This is a genomic window from Bowdeniella massiliensis (assembly GCF_023634005.1).
Lineage (GTDB): Bacteria > Actinomycetota > Actinomycetes > Actinomycetales > Actinomycetaceae > Bowdeniella > Bowdeniella massiliensis.
The window spans coordinates 36482-61979 of the sequence record NZ_JALIQR010000017.1 but is presented as its reverse complement, the minus strand read 5'-3'; the positions used below and the strand labels follow the sequence as shown (position 1 = coordinate 61979).

The 25498-nt window shown below is 65.9% G+C and carries 27 protein-coding genes and 1 rRNA gene; 19 read left to right on the top strand and 9 right to left on the bottom strand.

Annotation, left to right across the window (positions count from 1 at the left end; translation table 11 throughout):
• Positions 1-79, top strand: a 5S ribosomal RNA gene (gene rrf / locus MUN85_RS13080); the annotation flags it as partial.
• A gap of 87 nt (positions 80-166) precedes the next feature.
• On the top strand, positions 167-562 hold the full coding sequence (locus MUN85_RS11415; protein WP_250506806.1) for a GNAT family N-acetyltransferase: 396 nt from the start codon (positions 167-169) through the stop codon (positions 560-562).
• Between the two features lie 65 nt (positions 563-627).
• Here the strand turns inward: MUN85_RS11415 and MUN85_RS11410 are convergent, their stop codons facing one another.
• Positions 628-1563 carry a hypothetical protein gene (locus tag MUN85_RS11410; RefSeq protein ID WP_250506805.1) on the bottom strand — a complete coding sequence of 312 codons (936 nt, stop codon included), beginning with the start codon at positions 1561-1563 and terminating at the stop codon, positions 628-630.
• On the opposite strand from MUN85_RS11410, the gene MUN85_RS11405 reads away from it, so the two are divergent.
• From MUN85_RS11405 to MUN85_RS11355, 11 genes are all read left to right on the top strand, one after another.
• Entirely contained in the window at positions 1537-2184 is a 648-nt protein-coding gene (locus MUN85_RS11405) for a hypothetical protein (RefSeq protein WP_250506804.1), read from the top strand. The two genes, MUN85_RS11410 and MUN85_RS11405, sit on opposite strands and share 27 nt — an antisense overlap.
• Before the next feature lie 8 nt (positions 2185-2192).
• Entirely contained in the window at positions 2193-3200 is a 1008-nt protein-coding gene (locus tag MUN85_RS11400; protein ID WP_250506803.1) for an HAD-IIA family hydrolase, read from the top strand.
• A complete protein-coding gene (locus tag MUN85_RS11395) occupies positions 3197-3358 on the top strand; it encodes a hypothetical protein (protein WP_250506802.1) in 162 nt (53 codons plus the stop codon). The genes MUN85_RS11400 and MUN85_RS11395 overlap by 4 nt, the downstream gene beginning before the upstream one ends.
• Positions 3358-4203 carry a TlyA family RNA methyltransferase gene (locus MUN85_RS11390; RefSeq protein WP_250506801.1) on the top strand — a complete coding sequence of 282 codons (846 nt, stop codon included), beginning with the start codon at positions 3358-3360 and terminating at the stop codon, positions 4201-4203. Before MUN85_RS11395 ends, MUN85_RS11390 begins: the two co-directional genes overlap by 1 nt.
• Positions 4200-5030, top strand: coding sequence for an NAD kinase (locus MUN85_RS11385; RefSeq protein WP_250506800.1), 831 nt, complete (start codon positions 4200-4202; stop codon positions 5028-5030). Before MUN85_RS11390 ends, MUN85_RS11385 begins: the two co-directional genes overlap by 4 nt.
• On the top strand, positions 5027-6691 hold the full coding sequence (gene recN / locus MUN85_RS11380; RefSeq protein WP_250506799.1) for a DNA repair protein RecN: 1665 nt from the start codon (positions 5027-5029) through the stop codon (positions 6689-6691). Before MUN85_RS11385 ends, recN begins: the two co-directional genes overlap by 4 nt.
• An 89-nt stretch (positions 6692-6780) precedes the next feature.
• Positions 6781-7965, top strand: coding sequence for a putative cytokinetic ring protein SteA (steA, locus tag MUN85_RS11375; protein WP_250506808.1), 1185 nt, complete (start codon positions 6781-6783; stop codon positions 7963-7965).
• Positions 7966-7976: 11 nt separating this feature from the next.
• Positions 7977-8978 (top strand): copper transporter, encoded by a 1002-nt coding sequence (locus MUN85_RS11370; protein ID WP_250506798.1) that lies wholly within the window; start codon positions 7977-7979, stop codon positions 8976-8978.
• On the top strand, positions 8978-9790 hold the full coding sequence (locus MUN85_RS11365) for a hypothetical protein (protein WP_250506797.1): 813 nt from the start codon (positions 8978-8980) through the stop codon (positions 9788-9790). Before MUN85_RS11370 ends, MUN85_RS11365 begins: the two co-directional genes overlap by 1 nt.
• Positions 9791-9835: 45 nt before the next feature.
• Positions 9836-11392 carry a murein biosynthesis integral membrane protein MurJ gene (gene murJ / locus MUN85_RS11360; protein ID WP_250506796.1) on the top strand — a complete coding sequence of 519 codons (1557 nt, stop codon included), beginning with the start codon at positions 9836-9838 and terminating at the stop codon, positions 11390-11392.
• Positions 11392-12456 carry a glycosyltransferase gene (locus MUN85_RS11355; RefSeq protein WP_250506795.1) on the top strand — a complete coding sequence of 355 codons (1065 nt, stop codon included), beginning with the start codon at positions 11392-11394 and terminating at the stop codon, positions 12454-12456. Before murJ ends, MUN85_RS11355 begins: the two co-directional genes overlap by 1 nt.
• Before the next feature lie 6 nt (positions 12457-12462).
• On the opposite strand, the gene MUN85_RS11350 is transcribed toward MUN85_RS11355, so the two are convergent.
• Positions 12463-13293: a hypothetical protein gene (locus tag MUN85_RS11350; protein WP_250506794.1), complete on the bottom strand. Its 831-nt coding sequence runs from the start codon at positions 13291-13293 to the stop codon at positions 12463-12465.
• Between the two features lie 269 nt (positions 13294-13562).
• Between MUN85_RS11350 and pyrG the strand changes: the two genes are divergently transcribed.
• Positions 13563-15215, top strand: coding sequence for a CTP synthase (gene pyrG, locus MUN85_RS11345; RefSeq protein ID WP_250506793.1), 1653 nt, complete (start codon positions 13563-13565; stop codon positions 15213-15215).
• Here pyrG and MUN85_RS11340 read toward each other — a convergent pair.
• Positions 15199-16251: a hypothetical protein gene (locus MUN85_RS11340; RefSeq protein ID WP_250506792.1), complete on the bottom strand. Its 1053-nt coding sequence runs from the start codon at positions 16249-16251 to the stop codon at positions 15199-15201. The genes pyrG and MUN85_RS11340 overlap by 17 nt on opposite strands.
• Positions 16252-16797: 546 nt before the next feature.
• Positions 16798-17109 carry a hypothetical protein gene (locus MUN85_RS11335; RefSeq protein ID WP_250506791.1) on the bottom strand — a complete coding sequence of 104 codons (312 nt, stop codon included), beginning with the start codon at positions 17107-17109 and terminating at the stop codon, positions 16798-16800.
• A 65-nt stretch (positions 17110-17174) separates the two neighbouring features.
• On the opposite strand from MUN85_RS11335, the gene MUN85_RS11330 reads away from it, so the two are divergent.
• Positions 17175-17780 carry an NUDIX domain-containing protein gene (locus MUN85_RS11330; protein ID WP_250506790.1) on the top strand — a complete coding sequence of 202 codons (606 nt, stop codon included), beginning with the start codon at positions 17175-17177 and terminating at the stop codon, positions 17778-17780.
• A 37-nt stretch (positions 17781-17817) separates the two neighbouring features.
• Positions 17818-18282: a pyridoxamine 5'-phosphate oxidase family protein gene (locus MUN85_RS11325; RefSeq protein WP_250506789.1), complete on the top strand. Its 465-nt coding sequence runs from the start codon at positions 17818-17820 to the stop codon at positions 18280-18282.
• Position 18283: 1 nt separating this feature from the next.
• Here the strand turns inward: MUN85_RS11325 and MUN85_RS11320 are convergent, their stop codons facing one another.
• The 5 genes from MUN85_RS11320 to MUN85_RS11300 are packed head-to-tail and all read right to left on the bottom strand — an operon-like array spanning position 18284 to position 21966.
• Positions 18284-18616, bottom strand: a complete 333-nt coding sequence (locus MUN85_RS11320; protein ID WP_250506788.1) for a branched-chain amino acid transporter permease — start codon at positions 18614-18616, stop codon at positions 18284-18286.
• Positions 18606-19307, bottom strand: a complete 702-nt coding sequence (locus MUN85_RS11315) for an AzlC family ABC transporter permease (RefSeq protein ID WP_250506787.1) — start codon at positions 19305-19307, stop codon at positions 18606-18608. Before MUN85_RS11315 ends, MUN85_RS11320 begins: the two co-directional genes overlap by 11 nt.
• A 45-nt stretch (positions 19308-19352) precedes the next feature.
• Positions 19353-20309, bottom strand: a complete 957-nt coding sequence (locus tag MUN85_RS11310; protein WP_250506786.1) for a COX15/CtaA family protein — start codon at positions 20307-20309, stop codon at positions 19353-19355.
• Positions 20310-20332: 23 nt separating this feature from the next.
• Complete coding sequence (locus tag MUN85_RS11305) at positions 20333-21052, bottom strand: ABC transporter permease (RefSeq protein ID WP_250506785.1); 720 nt, start codon at positions 21050-21052, stop codon at positions 20333-20335.
• Entirely contained in the window at positions 21049-21966 is a 918-nt protein-coding gene (locus MUN85_RS11300; RefSeq protein WP_250506784.1) for an ABC transporter ATP-binding protein, read from the bottom strand. The genes MUN85_RS11305 and MUN85_RS11300 overlap by 4 nt, the downstream gene beginning before the upstream one ends.
• Positions 21967-22108: 142 nt before the next feature.
• Between MUN85_RS11300 and MUN85_RS11295 the strand changes: the two genes are divergently transcribed.
• The 3 genes from MUN85_RS11295 to sufD are packed head-to-tail and all read left to right on the top strand — an operon-like array spanning position 22109 to position 25498.
• Complete coding sequence (locus MUN85_RS11295) at positions 22109-22861, top strand: helix-turn-helix transcriptional regulator (RefSeq protein ID WP_250506783.1); 753 nt, start codon at positions 22109-22111, stop codon at positions 22859-22861.
• Positions 22851-24296, top strand: coding sequence for a Fe-S cluster assembly protein SufB (gene sufB, locus MUN85_RS11290; protein ID WP_092565842.1), 1446 nt, complete (start codon positions 22851-22853; stop codon positions 24294-24296). The genes MUN85_RS11295 and sufB overlap by 11 nt, the downstream gene beginning before the upstream one ends.
• Positions 24297-24298: 2 nt before the next feature.
• A complete protein-coding gene (gene sufD / locus MUN85_RS11285) occupies positions 24299-25498 on the top strand; it encodes a Fe-S cluster assembly protein SufD (protein WP_222842483.1) in 1200 nt (399 codons plus the stop codon).

Here is a 25498-nt window from a genome sequence, read left to right as displayed (position 1 = left end):
TCCGAACCCGGAAGCTAAGCCCTCCAGCGCCGATGGTACTGCACCCGAGAGAGTGTGGGAGAGTAGGACACCGCCGACACCACCCAAACCCGGTGGCCCCACCAACAAGGTGGGGCCACCGGCATATCTAGTGGATGTAGGCAGTAATTGCTGGAAGGATTGCTACGTGATTTCCTTCCACTACGACTCCGCTGACATTCGTCCGGACATGATCGACGGATTCTTCGTCGGTTGGCCGAGCCCTCCCAACGCTCAGACGCTTATCGACGTGATGGATGGCAGCTACCGCCGGATCTGGGCTGTAGCAGACGGTAAGGTCGTCGGCTATATCAATGCCATAAGCGACGGTGTGTTGAACGCCTTCATTCCTTGGCTCGAAGTTCATCCCGATTACCAGCAACAGGGAATCGGACGGGAACTGGTCGAGCGTATGGTCGCGGAACTAGAGTCGATGTACGCGATCGATCTCATGTGCGACGAGGAATTGATCCCGTACTACGAAAAACTCGGCTTTATGGCAGCCACGGGAGCGGTTCGGCGCAACCGAACAGCCCTGACCTAACGCGTCCGCATACGTAATCAATGACATTCTTCCCCCGCCTGTGACGGAACTTTTCGTCTACTAGGCTATGAGGGGTACATAAACAGATAGAGGACACCATGACTGAACACGACTCTTCCGATCGTCGACAAGACGACGGCGACCGATACAACAAGCCCCGCTACGGCAAAGACGGCGGGCGGGAAGGTTACCGGAAGAGCTCGGGATCCTCGTACGGCAATCGCGATGATCGCCAGGGCGGGTACCGCAAGAACTACGGCGATCGCGATGATCGCCGTGGCGGCGGTGGCTACCGCAAGAACTACGGAAACAACGACGATCGCCGTGGTGGATATGGTCGAGACCGCGATGATCGCCGCGGCGGTTACCGCGGTGACCGTGACGATCGTCGCGGCGGCTATGGCCGGGACCGGGATGATCGCCAAGGCAGTTACCGCAAGAATTTTGGTGACCGTGATGACCGCCGTAGTGGCGGCGGTGGTTACCGCAAGAGCTTCGGCGATCGTGATGATCGCCAGGGCGGTTACCGCAAGAGCTTCGGTGATCGCGATGACCGCCGTGGTGGCGGCGCTGGTTACCGCAAGAGCTTCGGCGACCGCGATGATCGTCGCGGCGGCTTCGGCCGGGACCGGGATGATCGCCAGGGCGGTTACCGCAAGAGCTTTGGTGATCGCGATGACCGTCGTGGTGGCTACCGCAAGGACTTCGGCGACCGGGATGATCGTCGCGGCGGCTTCGGCCGGGACCGGGATGATCGCCAGGGCGGTTACCGCAAGAGCTTTGGTGACCGTGATGACCGTCGTGGTGGCTACCGCAAGGACTTCGGCGACCGTGACGGCCGGCGCGATGATCGGCGCGAGGACCGCAGCGGATTCCGCAAGGACCGCGATTTCAAGCGCGATCGCGACCAGCGCGATGAGGCCCCGATCAACACTAAGGGCGATCCTGAGCTGAGCGAGGAAATCACCGCGGACATGCTCGACCCGGCGATGCGCAAACACCTGCAGACGCTGTCCAAGGACAACGCGGAGCTCGTGGCGCGCCACCTCGTCATGGCGGGCGTGCTCGTCAACGATGATCCGCAGGCTGCGCACGAACATGCGCTGGCGGCGCAGCGGCACGGCGGTCGCGTCGGCATCGTACGCGAGGCTCTCGCGATGACGGCCTACGCCGTCGGGGCGTACAACCTTGCGCTGCGCGAGATCCATGCGCTGCGGCGCCTGACCGGCACGAAGGCGCACGTCGTCATCGAGGCGGATTGCGAACGCGGCATGGGCCGGCCCGAGCGGGCGCTCGACGTCATTGCCGAGGCGGATCGTGAATCGCTGACCGACCAGTTCAAGGTCGAGCTCGCGCTCGTCGAATCTGGGGCGCGCGCGGACCTCGGCGAGTACGAGGCGGGGCTCGCGATCATTGAGGACGAGCTCAGCCAGTCCTATGACGATGAGCTGAAGGCGCGGCTGTATTCGGTCAAGGCCGATCGGCTGGAGGAGCTGGAACGTGGTTCGGAAGCCGAAGCGGCGCGCGCGACGGCGCTCGAGCTCGATCCGGAGGTGCTCGGCGAGCAAGGGCCCGGCGGCGAATCGATCGACGAGGAGATTACCCTCGTCGAAGACGAGTAGGGCTCGCGATGAGCGCACTCATCGACAACTTTGACCTCGCGCTGTGCGATCTGGACGGGGTGGCGTTTCACGGCTCGGATCCGATCGAAAGCGCGAACCGCGGGATCGCCGCGGCGCGCGCGGCGGGGCTGCCATTCCTGTTCGTGACGAACAATGCGATGCGGACGCCCGACCAAGTGGCCGCCCACCTCAGCCGGCTGGGCGTGCCCACCGAGGCGAAGGACGTCATGACGTCGGCGATGGCGGCCGCGCTGCTGTGCGCTAAGCGCTATGAGCGCGGCACGCTCTGCCTCGTTGTCGGCGGCGATGGGCTGCGCGAGGCGCTCGAAGCCGAGGACATGCGGCTGACCGGCTCGGCCGCGGACCGGCCGCGCGTCGTCGTCCAGGGACTCGCGCGCGACGTCGGCTGGGCGGAGCTGAGTGAGGCCGTGCTCGCGATCAACGCCGGCGCGGATCACATCGCGACGAACCTCGACTCGACGCTGCCGACCGAGCGCGGCTTTGAAATCGGCAATGGCTCGCTCGTGGCCGCCGTCGTCAATGCCACGGGCGTGACACCGACCTCCACCGGCAAGCCGCAGCCCGAGATCTTCCACACGAGCGCCGCAGCGGCGGGGGCGAAGGCACCCGTCGTCATCGGCGACCGCCTCGATACCGATATCGCCGGGGGCGTCGCGGCCGGCATGCCGAGCATTCACGTGCTGACGGGCGTGAGCGATGCAGCCGCGATTGTGCGCGCGGCCCCGCACGAGCGGCCCACCTATCTGCTGACCGATCTCGAGGCGCTCACCGAGCCCTACGAGGACGCGCAGGTCGTCGCGCCCGGGCGTGCGCGCTGCGGGCAGGCGCAGGCCGCCGTCATCGATGGCGCGCTGTGCGTCGGCGAGGACGATCAGGTTCTCGCGCAGGACGTCGCCGTCGATGTGGCGACCTACCGGGCGCTCGTCGCCGCCGCGTGGGACGCCGCCGATTCCGGGCACGCGGTTCGCCCCGTGCGCTTTGAGGTGACGCGATGAGCGAGGCGACGCCGAAGGACCACGCGCGGCAGACGGCGAATACGCAGGAGCTGCTGGCAAGCCTTGAGGAGACGCCGCTTCAGCGGCATCCAGAGGTTTTTAGTGCGATCCACGCCAAGCTGACCGAGACGCTGACCCGCGAGCAGGGCGAACGCTGATGGCGCGCCTGGCGCGGATCGATGCGGAGCTCGTGCGGCGCCGGCTCGCCGACTCGCGCACGCACGCCCGCGAGCTGATCGAAGCCGGGCGGGTGCGCCTCGATGGCGGGATCGTTGAGAAGCCCGCGCGCCAGGTCAACCCCGCGCAGGCGATCGAGGTCGTGGATGCGCCGGGCGAGGAATGGGCCTCGCGCGGCGCCTACAAACTCCTCGGCGCGCTCGACTACCTGGGGTCAGACGCGCCGCAGATCGAGGGTGTGCGCGCGCTCGATGCGGGCGCCTCGACCGGCGGATTCACCGACGTGCTGCTGCGCCGCGGTGCGGCGAGCGTCGTCGCCGTCGACGTCGGCTACGGCCAGCTCGACTGGCGGCTGCGCTCCGATTCGCGCGTCGAGATCCACGACCGCACGAACGTGCGCACGCTCGATCCCGCGACGGTTGCGCCCGCGCCGAGCCTCGTCGTCGCCGATCTCAGTTTCATTTCGCTGACCCTCGTCATTCCCGCGCTCGCCGCGGCCGCGGCGCCCGCCGCGAGCTACCTGCTCATGGTCAAGCCGCAGTTCGAGGTGGGACGGGAGCGGCTCGGCAAGGGTGGCGTCGTGCGCGATACCGCGCTGCACGCCGAGAGCGTCGCGGCCGTCGCGCAATGCGCGATCGAGGCTGGGCTGCAGGTGTGGGCCGTGGCACCCTCGCCACTGCCAGGACCGGCCGGAAACGTGGAATACTTCATTGCGCTAGCCGGCCCCGCCGCCGAGCCGCCGCGCGCGGCGCTGACGGGCCCGGACCTCACCGACGCGATCGCCGCCGCGATTGCGGCCGGACCCGCGGGAAAGGACGCGACATGACACGGATCGGCATTGTCTCGCGCCAGCAAGAATCCGATCTCGCGCGCATCCCGCACGTCGTGCGCCTCATCGAGGACGCCGGCGGCACCGTCGTCGCCGAGGCCGAACTGCGCAGCGCCGACGTCGTGCTGGTCCTTGGCGGCGACGGCACGATCCTGCGCGCGGCCGACGGCGTGCGCGGCACGGACATCCCCGTCATCGGCGTGAACTTCGGACACGTCGGCTTCCTCGCCGAGGCCGATCCCGAATCGCTCGCCGACGTCGTGGCGCGCCTCGTCGCCCGCGACTTCACCGTCGAAACCCGCATGACGCTCGCCGTGCGCGTCACCCAGCCCGATGGCAGCGTCGAGACCGGGTGGGCGCTGAACGAACTCGCGCTAGAAAAAGTCGAGCGTGCCCGGATGGTCGATCTCACCATCGGCGTCGATGACCACCCGATCTCCTCCTATTCCTGCGACGCCCTCGTCGTCTCCACCCCGACAGGCTCCACCGCCTACGCATTCTCGGCCGGTGGCCCCGTCGTCTGGCCGAACGTGGAGGCGATCCTCATCGTGCCGATCGCCGCGCACGCGCTGTTCGCCCGCCCGCTCGTCGTCGGCCCCGATTCGACGATCACCGTCGTGATGAACGAGATGGGATTCGTCGACGGCGAGCTGTGGTGCGATGGTCGGCGGCGTCTTGCCGCGCCCGTTGGCTCCCACATCGAGATCACGCACGCCGAAGAGCCCGTCCACCTCGCGCGGCTGTGGACATCGCCATTTTCGGGCCGCCTCGTGGCAAAATTTAAACTCCCCGTCCGCTCGTGGAGGCACCAGGAAAGGCCATGATCGATCAGCTCGCCTGCACCAATATCGGTGTCATCGAACGCGCCGAGCTGTCCTTCGGACCCGGCTTGAGCGTCATAACCGGTGAGACCGGTGCGGGCAAGACGATGCTGCTGACCGCGATCGGGCTCATCGCGGGGGACCGGGCCGACGCCTCCCGGGTGCGCGCCGGCGCCGAGCGCGCGACGGTCGATGCGGCGATCTGCGACCCGGACGATCCCGCGGCGCTTGCCGCGCTTGCTGAGCGCGTCGACGGCGAACTCGATGATGGCGCGCTGCTCGTCTCGCGCAGCGTTCCGGCCAGCGGGCGGGCGCGCGCAAGCCTCGGGGGCCGGCCCGTGCCGGCCGGGGTACTGGCCGAGCTCGCCGAACGCTACGTCACGATCCACGGTCAGGCCGAACAGCTCAAGCTGCGGCGGGCCTCCCACCAGCGCGCGATCCTCGACGCCTTCGGCGGCGAGAAGATCGCGGCCGCCCGCGCCCGGTACGTCGCCGCATTCGATGCCGCACGGCAGGCCGCCGAGCTGCTCGCTAAGCTGAATGAGTCATCCACCGAGCGGGCGCAACGCGCCGCGGCCCTGCGGGCCGGGATCGCCGCGATCGAGGAGGTCGACCCGAAAGCCGGCGAGGACGACGAGCTCAAGGCGCGTGCCGAGCGCCTGACCAATATCGACGAGCTGCGCCGCGGCGTTCAGACCGCCTACGCTCACCTGGGGGCGCGCGAGGACGCGGCCACCGCCCAGCTCGCTGAGGCCGAGCGCGCGCTCAGCGGTGCTAGCCACGTCGATGAGTCGCTCGCCCCGCTGGTTGACCAGCTTGCCGAGTCCGCCACCGTCATCGCCGACGTCGCGAGCCAGCTCTCCGGCTATCTTGGCGACCTGGACGTCGCGCCCGGCGAGCTCGACCAGATCCACGCCCGCCGCGCGGCGATCACCCAACTGCTGCGCGTCTACGGGCCGGAGATCAGCGACGCCCTTGCCTGGCGCGATGATGCGGCGCGTGAGCTCACCGAGCTTGATGACTCTCCGGAGGCCCTCGCCGCCGCGCGGGCCGCGGCCGAGAAAACCGCGGCAGCGCTCACTGAGGCAGCAACCGCGCTGCGAAACGCGCGGCGCGCGGCCGCCACAAAGCTCGGCGCGGCCATCACCGCCGAGCTCGCCGATCTTGCCATGCCCAATGCGCGGGTGCGCATCCGCGTCGAGGAAATCGAGCCCGCCCGCCACGGCGCCGATGAGATAGCCTTCGAACTCGCCGCCCACACGGGAGCCGACTTCCTACCGATCACTCAGGGCGCCTCCGGCGGCGAACTCTCCCGCCTCATGCTGGCCCTGGAGGTCTGCATCGCCGCGAGCCAGCCCGCGCGCACTTTCGTCTTCGACGAGATCGACGCCGGCATCGGCGGCGAAACCGCGACCCGCGTCGGCAAGCGCCTCGCGCGGCTTGCGGCCCACCACCAGGTCATCGTCGTCACCCACGTCGCTCAGGTCGCGGCCTTCGCCTCGGGCCACATCGTCATCGAAAAGCACGACGGCGCCACCGTGCGCACCACGGCCCGCGCCGTCGAGGGCAGCGAGCGCGTCGCCGAGGTCGCCCGCATGCTGGGCGGGACGGACACCGATGTGGCGCTCACACACGCCGCCGAGTTGATCGCTGCCGCCAGCTAGCTCCCGGTATCAAATGCGCCACGATGTGGGCCATGCGCACGCCGCTCGGCTAATCGCGGGGCGAGCCGTGGCACGATAGGCCCGTGAGACTGTTTTCCGCTGGCCGTCGTCCGGCCGAAGTCGCCGCCGACGGCACCATCACCGGTGCCGTCCAAGTCGACCCGCGTACGAAGGACCTCACCAAGCGGCTGCGCCCCGGCGATATCGCCGTCATCGACCACGCGGACCTCGATCGCGTCGCGGCCGAGGCCCTGGCCGCGTGCGCGCCAGCCGCCGTCCTGAACGCCGCGAAGTCGACGACGGGCCGCTACCCGAACCTCGGGCCGGGCATCCTGCTGGATGCCGGCATCCCGCTCATCGACGACCTCGGCGGCACGGTCATGGACCTGAAGAACGGCCAGAGCGTGCGCATCGATGGCGCCGAGGTCTACTCCGACGATGAGCTCGTCGCCGCTGGCGTGCTGCAGGATGGCGACTTGCTCGCCGCCAATATGGCCGAGGCCCGGGCGGGCCTGTCCGTGCAGCTGGAGGCCTTCGCCGCCAACACGATGGACTACCTCAACCGGGAGCGCGACCTGCTGCTGGATGGCGTCGGCATCCCCGTCGTGCGAACCGAGTTCGAGGGGCGGCATGCGCTCATCGTCGTGCGCGGGTATCACTACAAGGAAGACCTCGCGATGCTGCGTCCCTACGTGCGCGAGTATCACCCCGTCATTATTGGCGTCGACGGCGGGGCCGATGCCGTGCTGGAGGCGGGGCTCATCCCGGACATGATCGTCGGCGATATGGACTCCGTATCCGATCGGGCGCTGACCTCCGGCGCCGAAATCGTCGTCCACGCCTACCGGGATGGGCGGGCGCCCGGCAAGCAGCGGGTGGAAGACCTCGGCGTCGAACACGTCATCTTCCCCGCGGCGGGCACGAGCGAGGACATCGCGATGCTGCTGGCCGATGAGCGCGGCGCGGAACTCGTCGTCGCCGTCGGTACCCACGCCACCCTCATCGAGTTTTTGGACAAGGGCCGCGCGGGCATGTCATCCACGTTCCTCACGCGCCTGCGCGTCGGGTCCAAACTCGTCGACGCCAAGGGCGTCTCGCGGCTCTACCGCACCCGGATCTCCACCTGGCAGCTCTTCCTGCTCGCCGTCGCGGGCCTCGTCGCGCTGCTCGTCGCCATCATCTCCACCACCGCCGGGCAGACCTTCCTCGGGCTGTCGGGCGCCTGGTGGGATGACCTGTGGAACTTCATCAAGCACCTGTTTGGCTCCTCGTAACGGTTGGACTCATGATTGATTTTCGCTATCACCTCGTCTCGCTGATCTCGGTGTTCCTGGCCCTCGCGGTCGGCATCGTGCTCGGCGCGGGCCCGCTGCGTGAGGGCATCTCCGATGCCCTGACCGGCCAGGTGCAAGAACTGCGCACGGATCGCGACAAGCTGCGCACCGACCTCGACGCCGCCGGGCGCGAGGCGCTCGGGCGCGGCAACCTCATCACCGCCGTGCAGCCCGAGGCCGTCAAGGGAGTGCTCGAGGGGCAGAAAATCGCGATCGTGACGCTGCCGGGCGCGGGCGAGATCGAGCCGATCACCACCGCGCTCACCCAGGCCGGGGCCGCCGTCGTCTCCCAGACGGAGGTCAGCGAGGCCATGGTGGACGCGGAAACTGCGACCTTCCGTTCCTCCTTCGCCTCGCAGTTGACGACCTACCTGGAGACGGAACCCGCCGCTGATGCCTCCACCGAGGAGATCCTCGGGCAGGCGCTCGCCTCCTCCTTCGCCCTGGCGGGCAGCGATCAGCAGCGCGCGACGACGCTGACGGAATTCCTTACGACGAACGATCCCGCGTTTGCGACCATCGTGACGCCGACCGCCGAGGCCGCCACCGCGATCGTCGTCATCGGAGCGCCGCACGCCGAGGTCAAGCCTGAGGACGCCGAAACCGTGCGCGAGCTCGGCCGGGCCTACACCCGCGTCGCGAACGGCATGGCCGAAGTACTGCCGACGCTCGTCGTCGGATCCGCGCAGGCGGATACTGACCTCGTGGCGCTGCTGCGCGCCTCCGCGATGGCCGAGACCCTGCCGGCCGTGGACTCCGTCGCCTCACCGGTCGCGGCAATCAACGCGCCGCGGGCGCTCGCCGAGCGCCTCGGCGGTGGCGCCGGCCAGTACGGCATCGAGACCGGGGCGAGCGCGCCGCTCGCGCCGCATACCGTGGCGCCGCAGCCGACGCCGCCGGCCGCCGAGCCCGAGGGCGCGGAGCCGAGCGAGAGCCCCACGAGCGAGGAATAGTGCTCACCGCTCTCGCCGCGGGCGGGGCCGCTGCCGCAACCGCGCTCGCCACCCGCACCATCGACGACGGCGCCCTCGCGCAGGCCTTCGCCCGCACCAACCACGCCGGAGCGAGCGTGAGCCTGTCCGAAGGCGTCGGCCTTGCCGCGGGGACGCTTGCCACCGCGCACATCACCCGCGACGACGCGGCGCTGCTCGCCGCGGCCGCCGGCGCGGGCTTCGGCGCGCTGGACGATCACCGCGAGTCCGGCAACGCCAAGGGGCTAAAGGGCCACCTGCGATCGCTCGCGCGCGGCAAGCTCACCACCGGCGGCGCTAAGCTCGTCGGCATCTCCGCTGCGGCGGGACTCGCCGCGCTCATGATCGGGCGCGACCGCGGTGCACGCGGCCTTGCGCGTCTCATCGATACCGGCGTCGACGCCGCGCTCATTGCGGGCAGCGCGAACCTCATCAACCTGCTCGACCTGCGCCCTGGGCGGGCGCTCAAGGGCGCGGGCGCCCTCGCCGCCCTGGCGGCGCTCCTCGCCGAGGATAGGGGCGAGATCCGCGCGGATATCGCGGGCCTTACCGCAACGATCGCCACGGCCGCCCCCGGGGACCTTGCGGGCGAGAAAATGATGGGCGATACGGGAGCGAATGCGCTCGGAGCCGCCATCGGTGTGCTGCTGGCCCGCGGGATGTCGCGGCCCGTGCGGGTCGCGGCGGGGAGCGCTATCGTCGCGCTGATCCTGGCGAGCGAGAAGGTCTCGTTCAGCGCCGTCATCGAGGCTAACCCGGCGCTTTCCGCGATCGACCGGTGGGGCCGGAGCTAGCCGATGCGCCGCCCGGTGCTGAGCTCGATCCTTGGAGCCGCGTCGATGATCGCCATCATCACGCTCGCCTCGCGCATCGTCGGCTTTGTGCGCTGGCTCGTCCAGTCCTGGACGCTGCACGGCGGCTCGCCGACCGCGGGCGGCTACGCGGCGGCTAACCAGATCCCGAACGTGCTGTTCGAGGTCGCCGCCGGGGGTGCGCTCGCCGGGGTCGTCGTGCCGATCATTGCGGCGCCGCTGGCCAAACATCTCAAGGGCGATGTCAACCGCTGCGCGTCGGCGCTACTGACCTATACGCTCGCGATCCTTGGGCCACTGGCGATCCTCGTCTTCCTGCTGGCCGAACCGATCGCCCACCTGCTGCCGCCGCCGGCCGGCGCGAGCCCAGAACTCGCCGCGGCGCAATACGCTTTCATGGCGCGGCTGCTCGCGATCTTCGCGTGGCAGATCCCGCTGTACGGGATTTCCATCGTGCTATCGGGCATCCTGCAGGCGCATCGCTCCTTCTTCTGGCCCGCGATCGCGCCGCTGCTCAGTTCGCTGGTCGTCATCGCCTCCTACCTCTACTTCGGTTTCATCGCCGCGGGGCATCAGGACAATCCGGGCGCACTGTCCGACCTCGCCGTCAACGTCCTTGGCTGGGGAACGACGCTCGGGGTGGCGGCGCTGTCCCTGCCGCTGTTTGTACCGGCCTGGCGGCGCGGCGTGCGCTTTACGCCGACGTTTTCCTTTCCCGATGGCGTGGCAGCCAAGGCCGGACGGCTCGCGAGCGCGGGCATCGGTGTGCTGCTTGCGCAGCAGGCCTCCGTCGTCGCCATTTTGTGGCTCTCGCCCTTTGGTGGGGATGCGGGCACGCTCTCAATTTGGCAGTTAGCGCAGGCCGTCTACTTCCTGCCGTATGCGATCGGTATCGTTCCACTCGTGACGGCGGTCTTCCCGGCGCTGTCGGCGGCCGTGGCAGAAGAGCGCCACGAACGTGCGGCCCAACTCGTCTCGCGCTCGACGCGGCTCATTTTTGCGGTCTCGATCGCAGGTGTGGCGGTCTTGATCGCCTCCGCTCCAGCCGTCCCGACCTTGTTTCGCGTAGGGGACGAGATGGCTGCGGCAATCTATGCCGTTGCACCCGCCCTGCCCGGATTTGCGCTGCTGCTGCATTTCACCCGAGTGCTCTACGCCTTCGACCGGTCCGGGCTCGCGGTCGTCGCGGGCGTGATCGGGTGGGGGAGCGTCACGCTGGCCGCCGTCATCGGGGTGCTCCTCGTGCGCGGTGAAACGGGAGAGCGTACCCAGACCCTCATAGCGTTTGGGATCGCGCATGCCATCGGCTTGAGCCTCGCGTCGATCATCTTGTGGCTCGGGGTGCGGCGTGCCGCGGGAGCCGACGCGTTTGTGGGCGTCGTGCGTTCGGTCGGCATTGCGATTGCGCCGGCCGCGATTGGCGCAGCTCTTGGCTACTTCGCGACGACCGCGATCATGGGCGAGCAGCCCGGAGTCGCGCTCGCTACCGTCGCTGCCGGTATTGGAGCGCTCATCCCGCTCGTGCTCGTTGCCGTGAGTATCTACGGTGCAGATAGGAACGCGTTGAAGGCGGTGAGGGCATAGTGCGCATCATCGAGATGACCGGCACGACATCTGGGGGAGTGCGCTCCCACCTCATTGATGTCCTCGGGTTGCTCACCAGCCACCACCAGGTCGCGCTCCTGGCGCCATCGTCGGTGCTCGAATCCTTGTCGCCAGCTGAGATGTCCGGGGCTCGCGCTGTGCCCGTCGAGATTGCGGCAAAACCCACGAGCCGCGATGTGCGGTCCATTGCGGCGGTCCGGACCTGGGCGCGGAATGCGGATGTGATTCACGCTCATACGCTGCGAGCTGGTGCGCTCGCCGTTCTGGCGTGCGTGGCACTCTCTGATCCGCCGCGTATCGTCGTCACGCTCCACAACATGCCGGTCGGCTCTGCTGCCGTGCGGGCAACCGGTGAGGCGCTGTTTCGGGTGGTGGCAGCCGGCGCTGATCGTGTCCTCGGTGTCTCGCCCGATTTGGTCGATAAGGCTCACGAGTTAGGAACGATCGCGGATCTGGCGATCGTCCCAGCTCGTCCCACGCCGCTCGTTGTGACGGGCCCGCAGACTCGTGATGCAGCAACCCTGCTCACCGTCGGACGGCTCAGTCACCAAAAGGGACTCGACATCCTGCTTGATGCCGCGGAGATCGTGGGGCAGAAGGTGCCAAATGTTCGTTGGCTCGTCGCAGGCGATGGCCCATACTTCGATGAGCTCGCAGCCGAGATCGAGGAACGCCAGTTGCCCGTCGAACTCCTTGGCCGGCGCGATGACGTTGCGGAACTGCTGACACGCACCACCCTCGCCGTCCAGACATCTCGGTGGGAGGGCCAGCCCGTCGCCGTGCAAGAAGCGCTCCACGCGGGCACGGCGCTGGTCGCCACCGATGTCGGCGGGACCCGCGTCGTCGTGGGGGAGGACTATCCGCTCGTTGCCCCAAATGCTGAAGCGATCGCCAACGACATCATCGAGCTCCTACGTGAGCCAGACAAGCTCGAGCAGCGCAGCGAGCTCAGCCGCGCGAGAGCACAGACGCTTCCCGGACTAGCCGAGCTCGCTGGCCAGTTGACCAACGAGCTTCGGCTATTTCCGCCGGTTAATCGGTAGCGTTTGTTACTTCTTCTGACCCGTGATCTCTACAACGTGTGCTGTTACCGCTGGTACAGTCGTCGAACCACCCATCGTGGTGGAGTATGAGAAAGCTTCTCTTACCTCGACGTAGAGGGTGACCAGATCATCAGTGACAACGGTGGCCTCGATGTCGTCTCCCGGAATCACGAGGGTGTTGACGGGGTAGTCATACCACCGGCGCTTCTTCTCGCCTGATGTGTTTGCACGGAACGCGGGTGCGGTGTTCGCATCGGTCCGAGTGACATACCCATAGATCACGTATTTTTTACCTACGTAATCCCCCGGCTTTTGCTCCACAATCTTCCAGTCGCGTTCGCTGATCGCTTCGTAGGTGGATTTATCCTTGAGGGCGGCTTTCGCTTCGGCCTCTGCGGCAGCCTTGGCAGCTGCCTCCTCTGCTGCCTTCTTTTCTTCCTCTGCCCGTCGCTGCCGTTCTTCTTCCTCCTTGCGTTCCCTTTCCTTGCGCTCGGCTTCGAGCTGTTCGGCGGATTTAGTCGGAGTAGGCGACGGAGTCGCTTTGGCTTGGCTCATCGCTGTCGGAGGAGGAGCAGTCTTGTCCTCGGTCGGTGCACCACCCATAGCAGCCTGGGCAATATTGCCGGTAACCGAGATAGCCAAGAGAGCTGCGAGGGCGAGTGTCAGAGGTGAGAACTGACGGGCTTTTGGCTGGGCCTCGTCGGGAGTGACTTCTTCTTGCGGGGATTGCTCAGCGGCGTCAGGATGATCAGGATTTATGTCCTCTATCCAGAATTGCCAACCTTCTGGCGCCGGTTCCCAATCGGATGGGGGCTGCCAGCCGGGAGGGGAGTCCATCCGTCTGGGGGAGTTGGCCACGAAGGAGGGGGATTAAAACGCATGAATATGCCTTTCGCAGGGAAAAAGGGCGTCAGAGGTTAGAAAAAACTCCGACAGACATGGTTAGTGTTCTTCATCATATCTGGAAAAACCGACAGTAGAGTCCAAAGCGAAATGTGCCCCGCTTAAGGAATCTCGATACAGCACAGGGCATCACTCGCGTCAGCGCAGCCGCCGACGCGCCGCTGCTTCCGTCAGGTAGCTAGCGCGCGATAAGCTGGTGGTCCGTGGTAGAAACGAACACTCACGGCATTGCCCAACCGGCGCACATCTTCGTCACCGGTGGCGTGGCATCTTCTCTAGGTAAAGGCCTCACCGCTTCCTCCCTTGGCCGCTTGCTGCGCTCGCGCGGCTTGTCGATCGCGATGCAAAAGCTCGACCCGTACGTCAACGTCGATCCCGGCACCATGAATCCCTTCCAACACGGCGAGGTATTCGTGACCGACGACGGCACCGAAACCGATCTCGATATTGGGCACTACGAGAGATTCCTGGACGTCTCCCTGACCGGAGATGCGAACGCGACGACCGGTCAGGTCTACTCGACGGTGATCGCTAAGGAACGCCGTGGCGACTACCTGGGTGACACCGTCCAGGTCATCCCGCACATTGTGGATGAGATCAAGACCCGGATGCGTGCCCAGGCCCGAGAGTCTGTCGACGTCATCATCACGGAGATTGGCGGAACGGTTGGCGACATTGAATCGCTGCCGTTCTTGGAGGCAGCACGCCAGGTCCGCCAGGATCTTGGTCGCGATAACGTCCTGTTCCTTCACGTCTCGCTCGTGCCGTTCCTACCGAGTGCTGGTGAACTCAAGACGAAGCCGACGCAGCATTCCGTGGCTCAGCTGCGTTCGATCGGTATCCAACCGGACGCGCTGATCTGTCGCTCGGATCGCAGCCTGCCGGATTCGGTGAAGAAGAAGCTCGCTCTCATGTGCGATGTCGATCGTGATGCTGTCGTCACGTGTCGTGACGCATCGTCGATCTACGAGATCCCTTCCGTCCTGCACGATGAGGGCCTCGACGCGTTCGTCGTGCGCCGACTCGGTCTGAAGTTCCGGGACGTCGACTGGCAAGACTGGAACGCGGTTCTGAAGGCCGTCCGCGAACCCTCTGCCCGCGTCGAGATTGCGCTCGTCGGCAAATACATCGAGCTGAGGGACGCCTACCTGTCGGTCACCGAAGCGCTCGCCGCCGGCGGATTTGCGCACTCCGCACGCGTGGACATCCGATGGGTCGCCGCCGATGACTGCGAGACGCCGGAGGGTGCAGCTCGGGCACTGGCCGGGGTTGACGCGATCTTAGTTCCGGGTGGCTTCGGCTCCCGCGGGATTGACGGAAAGATCGGGGCGCTGCGTCATGCCCGAACTCACCGCATCCCGACCCTTGGCATCTGCCTGGGCCTGCAGGCCATGGTCATCGAGTACGCGAGAAACGTCCTCGGAATTTCTCAGGCGTCGTCGACCGAGTTTGATCCAAAGAGTCCCGAGCCGGTTATCGCGACCATGGCTGAGCAGGAAGACATCATCGCCGGCGGTGATCTGGGCGGAACGATGAGGCTCGGCGCATACCCAGCAGAACTCGCTGCCGGCTCCGTCGTGGCGAGGACGTATGGGACGACCCAGGTGAGCGAACGACATCGCCACCGCTATGAGGTCAACAATGCCTACCGCAGCCGGCTGGAGGATGCGGGGCTCGTGATCTCTGGAACCTCGCCCGATGGCACGTTGGTGGAATACGTTGAGCTTCCGAGCGATGTCCATCCCTACTACGTCTCGACCCAGGCCCATCCCGAGTTCCAATCGCGTCCGACGCGCCCGCACCCGCTGTTTTCCGGGCTCGTGGCAGCGGCGCTCGCGGTTAGGGATTGCGAATGATCGTTAAATGCTCGTTGGCTTGAACGAAGAGGCGGTCGCCCGCGCAGTGCAGAGCAGTAACCCCCGATAACTGCACACGGGATTCGGGATTGATATAGGGCCGCTGGTCCGCGCCTTCGAGCTTCATGAGATCCGTGCGTCCCAGGTCAGTGGTCCCGGAGTACCACAGATGCTTACCGGAGGCGAGAGGGGGAACACCTTCGAATCGCGCGACTTCGGTGGCTGCACCGTCGCGATCGACCACTAGGGTCGATGGTCCAGTCTCGGAAGACCCTTGGCCCACAGGGCCGGACTCGGTGAGGAAGGCGCGCTCCGACGTCTTTAGCGACTCGGGGACGTCGTCGCCAACAACGGAGATGTTCGATCTCATATGCGTTGATTTGTCGGCTGCTAACGCGGTAACGCCCGTAGTTCCGGCGGTGAGTTTGAACAGGAGAGTGTCGTAACAGTTTCCGAGCTTTGCTTGGGTCCCGCGTCCGATGTCCCACGTCGCCACACATGAGTCCTTCTTCCCGTTTGTAACCGCGTAGCCCTTTCCATCGAGAACTGCGATGGCGGCAAAACGAAAGTTCTGTCCCTCGGGCGAGGATATGGGCGTTCTGCGCAGAGTGTCGCCGTCGATCGTTATCTCTTCGATGACATCGCCCTGCTTCTCGTCGGCTTGACTTTGACTGAAAACGACAATCGAACCGCTGACTTCGACGGCGTGGGCGGCGTCTTCATTGGTCTCGATACGCAGTTCCTTCCAGCCGGGTTTCGCCTCTCGAACAGCGAATTCCAGCGTGTTGTAAGAGTTGTCTGAGCTCGGTTTTGGGACCTCCAGGAACTCAATCTCACCCGGTGGGGAGACCGCTTCGGTCGTGTCACTGTCCGGTGTTGGAGCCTGCGTGCTCAAGGGCGTTGAGCTGGAGGTGGTGGTCTCGCTGGCCAGCGTTTCGGTTGGGTAGGTGGTGGAGCCTGTGGTGCTGGACTCGCACACCGCAAAGACCAGTGGAAGGATGGCGGCGCTCGCGATAGCAAACATTTGATGACGCATGGGAACTCTCATTGGCCGTTGGGGATGGGGAAAGCCTCATCGTTGTCGGTGAGAACTCGATCTCCTGCGCATAGAACCATTGATGCTCTGGTGGAACTTTGCTTGGAGGAAGAACTATCGACGGGTGTTGGCCTCGCGCCATCGACCCTCCTGGGAGGACGCACCGTCGACGGGTCCGATGAACCAGAGGCTTCCGGCGCATGCAACCGGGTGGGTGTTTCGCGCGATTGTGCCCACCGTGGTGGCTCCAGTGGAATCAACCATGCGAAGCTCTTGGCGTTCCGTGCCCGGGCCATCGACAACGAATGCTCCGGCCTCCGTCGGGTATATCCGTGCAGAAGCGGCGAGGGGCTCGGGAACCGAATTTCCCACGAGCGAGACCGTTTTCCCCGTCTCGCCATCGCCGCCGATCCTTGCGGTCAGCTCCGCAGTACCTGCCGTCAGATGCTTCAAGCCCTCGGGATAGCAGTCTTGAATGGTTGCCGTCCGATCGTCGCCAAGCTTCCAACTCGCAACGCAGACCTCGGAGTCCTTTCTCGCAACGGTTTAAGCGCGATCGCCATAGATCTCTAATTCGCTACCGTGAAAGGCGTCGTCGTTGGTAACCCCGAATCCGATCGGATATTGGATCCTGACGAGATGTGAAGTGGTGGCGCGAATTTCTTGGTTGAACCCGGAGACCGGTGTCACCGCTTCGAAGTCCCGCTCCGTGCCGCGTGCCCGCATCCCCACGTTCAGGTTGGATTCTTCGCTCGTCAGCGAGATATCAAGCTGCTGGGCGGGGCCCCTTGATTGCTGGATGCCGTGGTCATGAACGCCGCTGTCCTGCTCCCCATGGCCCGAATGTAGGCTCTTCATCTGTTGGATAGGGGGATTCAGGTCCTGTGTCGTGGTCCTAGCGGCGGCCGCGCCATAATGGCGTCATGACTGAACTGCCTGGAACGCATCTGCCCACCATCGAAGACCGGCTCCACGTGGGACGGACCGTGGAATTCAGTTCGCGGCCCTTTGAGGGAAAGGTCGTCAATGTGCGGATCGATGAGGTCCGACTGTTTGATGGAAAAGACGCGGTTCGACGCGACGTCGTCGAACATCCAGGGGCGGCCGCCGTCATCGCGGTGAATGACGAGAACGAGATCGCCTTCATTAAGCAGTATCGCCATCCCGTCGAAGCCGAGTTATGGGAGGTCCCGGCGGGGCTGCTCGATGTCGAGGGAGAAGACCCGAAGGAAACGGCACGCCGCGAACTTGCGGAGGAAGTCGACCTCGTGGCCGGGCGTCTAGACAAACTCCTGACGCTTGCGCTCAGCCCGGGTGGATCCAACGAAGTTATTCACATCTATCTTGCGACTGACCTTGAGGCGTCGGAGGAGACCTTTGAGCGCAACGATGAGGAAGCAGAATTCGAACTCACCTGGGTACCGATAGAGCGTGCCCTCGATGCGGTGACGAGTGGGAAGATCCGCAACGCCACAACCGTCACCGCGCTGTTCGCGGCGCACTACCGGCTGAGCGGACATGAGGCCTGACCAGGACACAAAAGGCACCACACCGTCAGCCAGCGACGTGTGGAACCTACTCGCGCACGCCACCCGGGAGCGCACGGGCTTCACCGCTGGCTTCCTCGCGACGGTGGATCCGGATGAGCAGCCACGAGTGCGCGCGGTGATCCTCCGAGATGCCGACCCCAGCGCGGCGACGGTATCGTTTGCGACCGATGTGCGATCGGCGAAGATTCGCGACATCCAGCTACGGCCTGCAGTGGAACTCGCGGTCTACGACCCGGATTGCATGCTGCAACTTAGACTCAGCGGCACCGCCGACATCGTCGCCGATCCCGAAATCCGCGCGAAGCGCTGGGCGAATCTCGCGCCACACACGCGCGAACGATTCGAACTGATCGAGAACTTTGCGTGGGTCACCATCTCTGTCACATCGTGCGACTGGCTCGATCTGACTGCTGAGCCACCTCGGCGCTTCCGGATGACCGTTGCGCCAGGTCAGCACGGGACCCGCGAAATTGCACCCTAGCTCAAGGCAACGCAAGTGCGGAGATGAGCAGGACATAGCATCCCGTACCTCCGAGCATGCTGAGCGTCATCGAACCCCGCCACCACTGCAACCCGACCGTCACGGCGAGCGCAACCGCCGCAGGGATCACCTCCGAGGCATCCGCTAGGGGAGTGTCGCGCAGCGTGTAGACCGCGAGGATCAGCATTACGCCCACCGGCATGTGGCGGGCGAGAAAGGCGAGCAGCTGCGAGGAGCGCAGGGGCGCCAGCACAGCGAACGGTGCCGCCCGCAGCGCCCAGGTGATTGCCGCAGCGATGAGGACACCGCTTGCGATATACAGGCTATGCGACACGGCGACGACCCCAATACGCGAGCGTCAACGAACCGACGAACAGCCCCATCGCGATCGGGAGCATGTGCTCGCGGCTGATGAGCAGTGCCACCAGTGCGCACCCCAGTGCCAGAATCGGAACCGGAAGTGATCGCTGCACCCGATGCGCCTCCATGGCCAGCACAACGAAGAGTGCCGTCACGGCAAACTCCAACCCGCGAACCCACGGCGGAATGAGACTACCAAGCGCCGCCCCGAGCGTGACACACGCCACCCAGCAGGCGTGGAAGAACCCCTGGATCGCGATGATGCGGGTGCGGGAGAATCGCTGCGCCGCCGGCCCCGTCGTCAGGGCGTAGGCCTCATCGGTCAGTGCGAAGGTGCTGTAGGCCTTCCACCCCGCGCCGCGCACGCGATGCAGCGGAAACGACAGCGCATAAAACACGTGTCGGAAGTTCACGAGCAGCGTGCTGAGCGCGATTTGAGTGAGGGGAGCGGCTGCCGCGAACAGCCCCACGAGGAGGAACTCCATGGAGCCGGCGAACACAATCGCCGCGAAGATCGGCGCCCACCACCAGGCGAGTCCTGATTTCACGACGAGCACGCCGAGCGCTACCCCGAGCGGCAGGACGGCGGCGCAGGCCGGCATAGCGATGTGCCAACCCATCGCTATGTCCGAGCGACGCGTCGCGCTCGACCTCGTCGCCGTCATGCGGCAAGGATAGAAAGCTCGCCGCGTCACGCGCGGCGCGGTCCACTAGGAGGACGCGGCCACCGGTTCGATATCGCTGGCGCGCTCGATCGGCGCTAGGCGGTGCGAATAGACCGCGGCCATCGCCCACGTAATCGCCACGACGGTCAGGCCCGAGCCGAGCATATGCGCGACGACGAGGAACGGATTCAGGCCAGAAAAATACTGGATATAGCCGAGCACGCCCTGCGCCCCCAGCATTGCCAGCACGACGAGCCAGGGCCTGGCCTGAGCCTTGGAGCGCTTCGCGGCCGCGTACAACGCCACCAACACGAGGACGAGCAGCAGCCATGCCGCCACAGCATGCAGCCGCGTAATGAAGATCGGATCGATCGCGAAGCGGTAGGGCTTCTCGGCATCCCCCGAGTGCGGCCCGGTTCCGGTGACGACGACGCCGAGCAGAGCCACAACGACGGTCACGACGGCGATCGCGATGTGCACGACGGACTCCGAGAGCGACAGCCTGCCCGTAAAGCTCACATTGCCCTGCTCGTCTTGCAGGCGCGGGCGGAACAGGCGGTAGACGAGCACCGTCGACAGCGAGACGAGCCCGAGGGAGAGCGCCATATGCAGCCCGACGACGGCCGGGTGCAGCGTCGCCCAGACGCTCATGCCACCCACGATCGCCTGGATCGCAATGAGGATCAGCACGGCCCACGCATAGGGCCGCAGATCGGGCCGGGCCGGCGCCGCCTTGCGATAAAGCGACCACAGCAGGCCGAGCGCGATAATGCCCAGCACGCCGGTCAGTGTCCGGTTGCCGAACTCGACGAAGGGGTGGAAGCTCGAGGCTTCGTGAAAGACGGGCGTAAAGGCTCCCGGCTCGCACATGGGCCAACTCGAACACCCCAGCCCGGAGCCGGTGACGCGCACGGCGCCGCCGGTGACAATGATGCCGATTTGGGCGATGAGGTTGGCGATGGCGAACCGCCGTTGGGCGGCGTCATGTACGAGGGAACTCACGCCTTCCACTGTACCGCGCTTGCCTAGGACTCCCAGCGAAACACCCGCACGGCGACGGCCGACAGCAGCGCCGCCCATGCCGCCTGAACCACGATTGGCAGCAGTGCGATCTCGCCGAGCACCGCGGCCCGCATCCCCTCACCGAGCGCGCCGAACGGGGTGAAGGTCAAAAACCACCCGGTCAGGCCACTGCCCACCGGCATAAGGACGCCGCCCGCGATCACCATGAGGACGAAACCAATATTGGCCACGGCGAGCACCGCCTCGGTGCGCAGGGTGCCGCCGACGCACATCCCGAGCGCCACAAACGTCACCGTGCCAAGGGCGATCATGATGGCCATCGCGATGATCGAGAGCGCCGAGGCGGGCCGCCACCCGCCCAGCAGCGCGGCGATGAGGCATAGCACGATGACCTGGGCGGCAACGACGATAACGACGGCAATCGCCTTACCCGCCAACAGCCCGCGCGGACCGAGGGGAGTGGTAGCAAACATCCGCAACACGCCCCACCGGCGGTCAAAGGCCACGGCGATCGACTGCGAGGTAAACGACGAGGCGATCACGGCCATCGCGAGCGCGCCCGCGAGGGCATGGGCGTTTTGCGGCTCGGGCAGGCCGAGCGCGTCGATATGAAGCAGCGCGACGAGCGCGATGATCGGCATGATGAAAGCAACCATGAGCTGCTCGCCGTTGCGAAAAATTGCGCGGGCCTCCCACGAGGCCTGATCCAGGGCCAGTCTCATGCGCCCGCTCCCGTCCGCGTGATCGATAAGAAGACGTTTTCCAAACTCCGCGGCCGCACCTCCAGCGCCACGCGCCCGAGCCCGCGCTCCAACAGCGCTCCCGTGAGCCGGTGCATGACCTCGGCCTGCGATGCCGCGATCTGAAGCGTCGGGCGGGCGCCGGCGACGACCGTGGCGCCAACTGCCGCCGCGAGCTCTGCCACGACCTCGCCCTCAAGGTCCGCGTCAAGGGTGACGAGCGTGCCCGCGGTCAGCTCCGCGACGGTGCCGTTGGCGACGATGCGTCCCTCATCGATGACGACGATGCGATCGGCGAGGTGTTCGGCCTCATCCATGAAGTGCGTCGTCACGACGATGCTCGCTCCGCGATCGCGCACGCCTTCGAGCAGTTGCCATAGATCCCGGCGCGAGTGCGGGTCGACGCCCGAGCTCGGCTCGTCCAGGAACAGCAGGTCGGGTTCGCCGATCATCGCGCAGCCGACGGCCACGCGTTGGCGCTCGCCGCCGGACAGGCGCCGCACGGCGGTGGCAAGCCGATCGGTCAGCCCCAGCGACTCCGCGAGTGCGACGTGCGCCCCGGGCCGGCCGTGCAGTTTCGCGACGTGAGCGAGGACGGCGCCCGCCGTGGGGGCCTGAGGCAGCCCGCCTTCTTGCACCATGACGCCGACGCGCGAGCGCAGCTCCGCGGCATTCGCGCGTGCCGCCCGATCCAGCCCCAGCACCTCGATGCGCCCGGAATCGGGCGTCCGCAGCCCGGCGCAGCATTCGATGGTCGTCGTCTTACCGGCACCGTTTGGCCCAAGGACCGCGGTGATCTCACCGGCGGCGGCGCTAAAGGAGACATCGTCGACGACGCGACGCGAGCGGTAGGCCTTGGTGAGGGAAGAAACCACGAGGGCAGGATGAGGACTCACGCCCTCAAGCCTAGGCCACCGTGCCCCATGGGACTTATGTCCCAATTTGAGTACTTCGGCTTGCGAAGGTATACCTTGGTTGTTGGGAATGAATAATGCAACAACAATGTTGCCTATGTCGGAAGCGAAGGAGGAAGCCCCCATGAGCAACAACGTCTCGGGAGCCACTCCCGCGACCGAGATTCTCGCCCGCTCCGAGCATGGCGAGCTGAGCGAGGATGGCGCCACTCGCGCCCGAATTCTCGACCTCATTATTGAACGCGGTCCCATCACGGCCCGCGAACTCGCCTCGATCCTAGAGCTGACCGCCGCGGCCATCCGCCGCCACCTATCGATCCTGCTCGATCACGAGCTCATCTCCGACCACGAAGCCGCGCCCGCGGGTGCCCGGGGTCGGGGACGGCCCGCCCGCCATTTCGTCGCAACCGACAAGGGCCGCGGGGGAGCGGCAAACCCGTATTCGACTCTCGCCTCCGAAGCCCTCGTCCAACTGGCCGAGATCGCCGGAGCCGACGCCGTTGAGACCTTTGCCAAGGAGCGGTTCTCGCGCCTGGCAGAAAAATACCGGCCGCAGGTCGAGGCTGCTGGCACCGACCCGCTCGCCCGCGCCGAGGCGCTGGCTGAAGCCCTGACCGCCGACGGTTACGCCGCGACGGTACGGCCCGTCGGGGAGGGCTCGATCGCCCTGCAACTGTGCCAGGGACACTGCCCGGTGCAAGCCGTGGCCGAGAATTTCCCACAACTGTGTGAAGCGGAAACACAAGCGTTTTCTACCCTGCTCGGTGTTCACGTCCAGCGCCTCGCGACGCTCGCGTCGGGGGAGCACGTGTGCACCACCCACGTTCCGCTGTTCATCCGCCCTCGCCGAGATTCGGAAGGAAATCATGACCACTGATACCAGCCAGGCACCCCAGCCGGCGCCCAGCACCGACGAGGAGATCATCAACTCCATCGGTGCTTACAACTACGGCTGGCACGATCCTGACGTTGCCGGCGCCTCCGCGCGTCGGGGACTGAGCGAAGAGGTCGTGCGCGACATCTCCGCGTTGAAGAACGAGCCGGAATGGATGCTCAAGCGCCGCCTGAAGGCCCTGAAGCTCTTTGAAAAGAAGCCGATGCCGACCTGGGGCGCCAACGTTTCCGACATCGACTTCGACAACATCAAGTACTTCGTGCGCTCCACGGAAAAGCAGGCCACCAGCTGGGAGGACCTTCCCGAGGACATTAAGAACACCTACGATCGCCTCGGCATCCCGGAGGCGGAAAAGCAGCGCCTCGTTGCTGGTGTTGCCGCGCAGTACGAATCCGAGGTCGTCTACCACCAGATCCGCGAGGACCTGGAGCAGCAGGGCGTCATCTTCCTGGATACCGACACCGGTTTGAAGGAACACCCCGAGCTGTTCGAAGAGTACTTCGGCACCGTTATCCCCGCCGGTGACAACAAGTTCGCCGCGCTGAACACCGCCGTGTGGTCCGGTGGCTCCTTCGTCTACGTCCCGCCGGGCGTCCACGTTGAGATCCCGCTGCAGGCCTACTTCCGCATCAACACGGAGAACATGGGCCAATTCGAGCGCACGCTCATCATCGCCGACGAAGGCTCCTACGTGCACTACGTCGAGGGCTGTACCGCCCCGATCTACAAGACCGACTCGCTGCACTCGGCGGTCGTGGAAATCATCGTGAAGAAGGACGCGCGCGTTCGCTATACGACGATCCAGAACTGGTCGAACAATGTCTACAACCTCGTTACCAAGCGCACGACGGTGGAAGCCGGCGGCACCATGGAATGGGTCGATGGCAACATCGGCTCCAAGGTGACGATGAAGTATCCGGCCGTCTACCTCATGGGCGAGCACGCCCGCGGTGAGACCCTGTCGATCGCGTTCGCTGGCGAAGGCCAGCACCAGGACACCGGCTCCAAGATGGTCCACATGGCGCCGCACACCTCCTCGTCCATCGTTTCGAAGTCGGTGGCGCGTAACGGTGGCCGCTCCTCTTACCGCGGCCTCGTCCAGGTGATGGAAAACGCGAAGCACTCCAAGTCCAACGTGCTGTGTGACGCGCTGCTCGTCGATCAGATCTCCCGCTCCGATACCTACCCGTATGTCGATGTGCGCGTCGACGACGTCGAGATGGGCCACGAGGCAACCGTCTCGAAGGTGAGCGAGGATCAGTTGTTCTACCTCATGAGCCGCGGCATGGAAGAAACCGAAGCGATGGCGATGATCGTGCGTGGCTTCGTCGAGCCCATCGCGCGTGAGCTCCCGATGGAATACGCGCTCGAGCTCAACCGACTCATTGAACTTCAGATGGAAGGATCCGTGGGCTAACCGTGACCCAAGTTTCAACCGACCACTCCCGCGCAACCCTTGCGGGCGATCACTCCCACGGGAGCGCGCCCGCCGCGGATAAGGCCGACAAGCCCCGTTCCTTCGAGCTGTCGGCGTTCCCGATTCCCGGCGGCCGCGAAGAAGATTGGCGCTTCACGCCGATCGCGCGAATGGCGGACCTGTTCGCCGATGAGCTCACCGGCAGCGCGCCGGACATCACCTTCGACGGCGTGCGCCTGGATGAGGGCGCCGCGGACCTGCCCTTCGATGTCGTCTTCGACTCCTGCCCGTGCGTGGGTTCCGTCGGCGCCCCGTCCGACCGCACTGCGGTCGTCGCCTGGGCCAACCGCGGCACCCCGACGTGCGTGACGATCAGCGAATCGCTCGAACGGCCCTACGTCTTTGAGATCGTTGGAAACTCCAGCGAGGCCGCGGCCCAGCACCTGACCCTCAACATCACCGAGGGTGTCACCGCGACCGTCGTGCTGCGCCACACCGGCACCGCGCGCCTGACCCAGACCGTCGAAATCGACGTTGCTGAGGGCGCGAATCTCACCGTCGTCACGACCCAGGAATGGGACGAGGACGCCGTGCACGCCGCCGCGCACCGCATCTCTGCGGGCAAGGACGCCGTCGTCAAGCACATCGCCGTCACCCTTGGCGCCGACCTCGTGCGGTTGACGACCGACGTCGAATTCGCGGGCGAAGGCGCGGACGTGGAACTGCTCGGTCTGTACTTCACCGACGCCGGCCAGCATCACGAACACCGCCTCTTCATGGAGCACCGCCTGCCCAACTGCGTCTCGGACGCGACGTACAAGGGTGCGCTGCAGGGCAAGGACGCGCACGCCGTGTGGGTCGGCGATGTCCTCATCGGCCACGACGCCACCGGCACCGACACCTACGAGCTCAACCGCAACCTGCTGCTGACCGAAGGTGCCCGCGCCGACTCCGTGCCTAACCTCGAAATCGAGACCGGCGAGATCGCCGGCGCCGGACACGCCTCGGCGACCGGTCGCTTCGATGATGAGCAGCTTTTCTACCTCATGAGCCGCGGCGTTCCTGAAGACCTCGCCCGCCGCCTCGTCGTGCGCGGCTTCTTCGCCGAACTCATCAACCGCATCGGCGTACCCGAGGTGCAAGACCGCCTCATCGCCGCCATCGAAGCGGAACTCGACCAGACCATGGCCCTCGTTAAGTAA

Bases quoted from the DNA above. Each gene is read 5' to 3' on its own strand.
- MUN85_RS11405 (WP_250506804.1), top strand. From the start codon at position 1,537: ATGCTCGACCCGGCGATGCGCAAACACCTGCAGACGCTGTCCAAGGAC.
- MUN85_RS11400 (WP_250506803.1), top strand. From the start codon at position 2,193: ATGAGCGCACTCATCGACAACTTTGACCTCGCGCTGTGCGATCTGGAC.
- MUN85_RS11395 (WP_250506802.1), top strand. From the start codon at position 3,197: ATGAGCGAGGCGACGCCGAAGGACCACGCGCGGCAGACGGCGAATACG.
- MUN85_RS11390 (WP_250506801.1), top strand. From the start codon at position 3,358: ATGGCGCGCCTGGCGCGGATCGATGCGGAGCTCGTGCGGCGCCGGCTC.
- MUN85_RS11385 (WP_250506800.1), top strand. From the start codon at position 4,200: ATGACACGGATCGGCATTGTCTCGCGCCAGCAAGAATCCGATCTCGCG.
- recN (WP_250506799.1), top strand. From the start codon at position 5,027: ATGATCGATCAGCTCGCCTGCACCAATATCGGTGTCATCGAACGCGCC.
- MUN85_RS11370 (WP_250506798.1), top strand. From the start codon at position 7,977: ATGATTGATTTTCGCTATCACCTCGTCTCGCTGATCTCGGTGTTCCTG.
- murJ (WP_250506796.1), top strand. From the start codon at position 9,836: ATGATCGCCATCATCACGCTCGCCTCGCGCATCGTCGGCTTTGTGCGC.
- MUN85_RS11350 (WP_250506794.1), bottom strand. From the start codon at position 13,293: ATGGACTCCCCTCCCGGCTGGCAGCCCCCATCCGATTGGGAACCGGCG.
- MUN85_RS11340 (WP_250506792.1), bottom strand. From the start codon at position 16,251: ATGCGTCATCAAATGTTTGCTATCGCGAGCGCCGCCATCCTTCCACTG.
- MUN85_RS11335 (WP_250506791.1), bottom strand. From the start codon at position 17,109: ATGAAGAGCCTACATTCGGGCCATGGGGAGCAGGACAGCGGCGTTCAT.
- MUN85_RS11330 (WP_250506790.1), top strand. From the start codon at position 17,175: ATGACTGAACTGCCTGGAACGCATCTGCCCACCATCGAAGACCGGCTC.
- MUN85_RS11315 (WP_250506787.1), bottom strand. From the start codon at position 19,307: ATGACGGCGACGAGGTCGAGCGCGACGCGTCGCTCGGACATAGCGATG.
- MUN85_RS11305 (WP_250506785.1), bottom strand. From the start codon at position 21,052: ATGAGACTGGCCCTGGATCAGGCCTCGTGGGAGGCCCGCGCAATTTTT.
- MUN85_RS11295 (WP_250506783.1), top strand. From the start codon at position 22,109: ATGAGCAACAACGTCTCGGGAGCCACTCCCGCGACCGAGATTCTCGCC.
- sufB (WP_092565842.1), top strand. From the start codon at position 22,851: ATGACCACTGATACCAGCCAGGCACCCCAGCCGGCGCCCAGCACCGAC.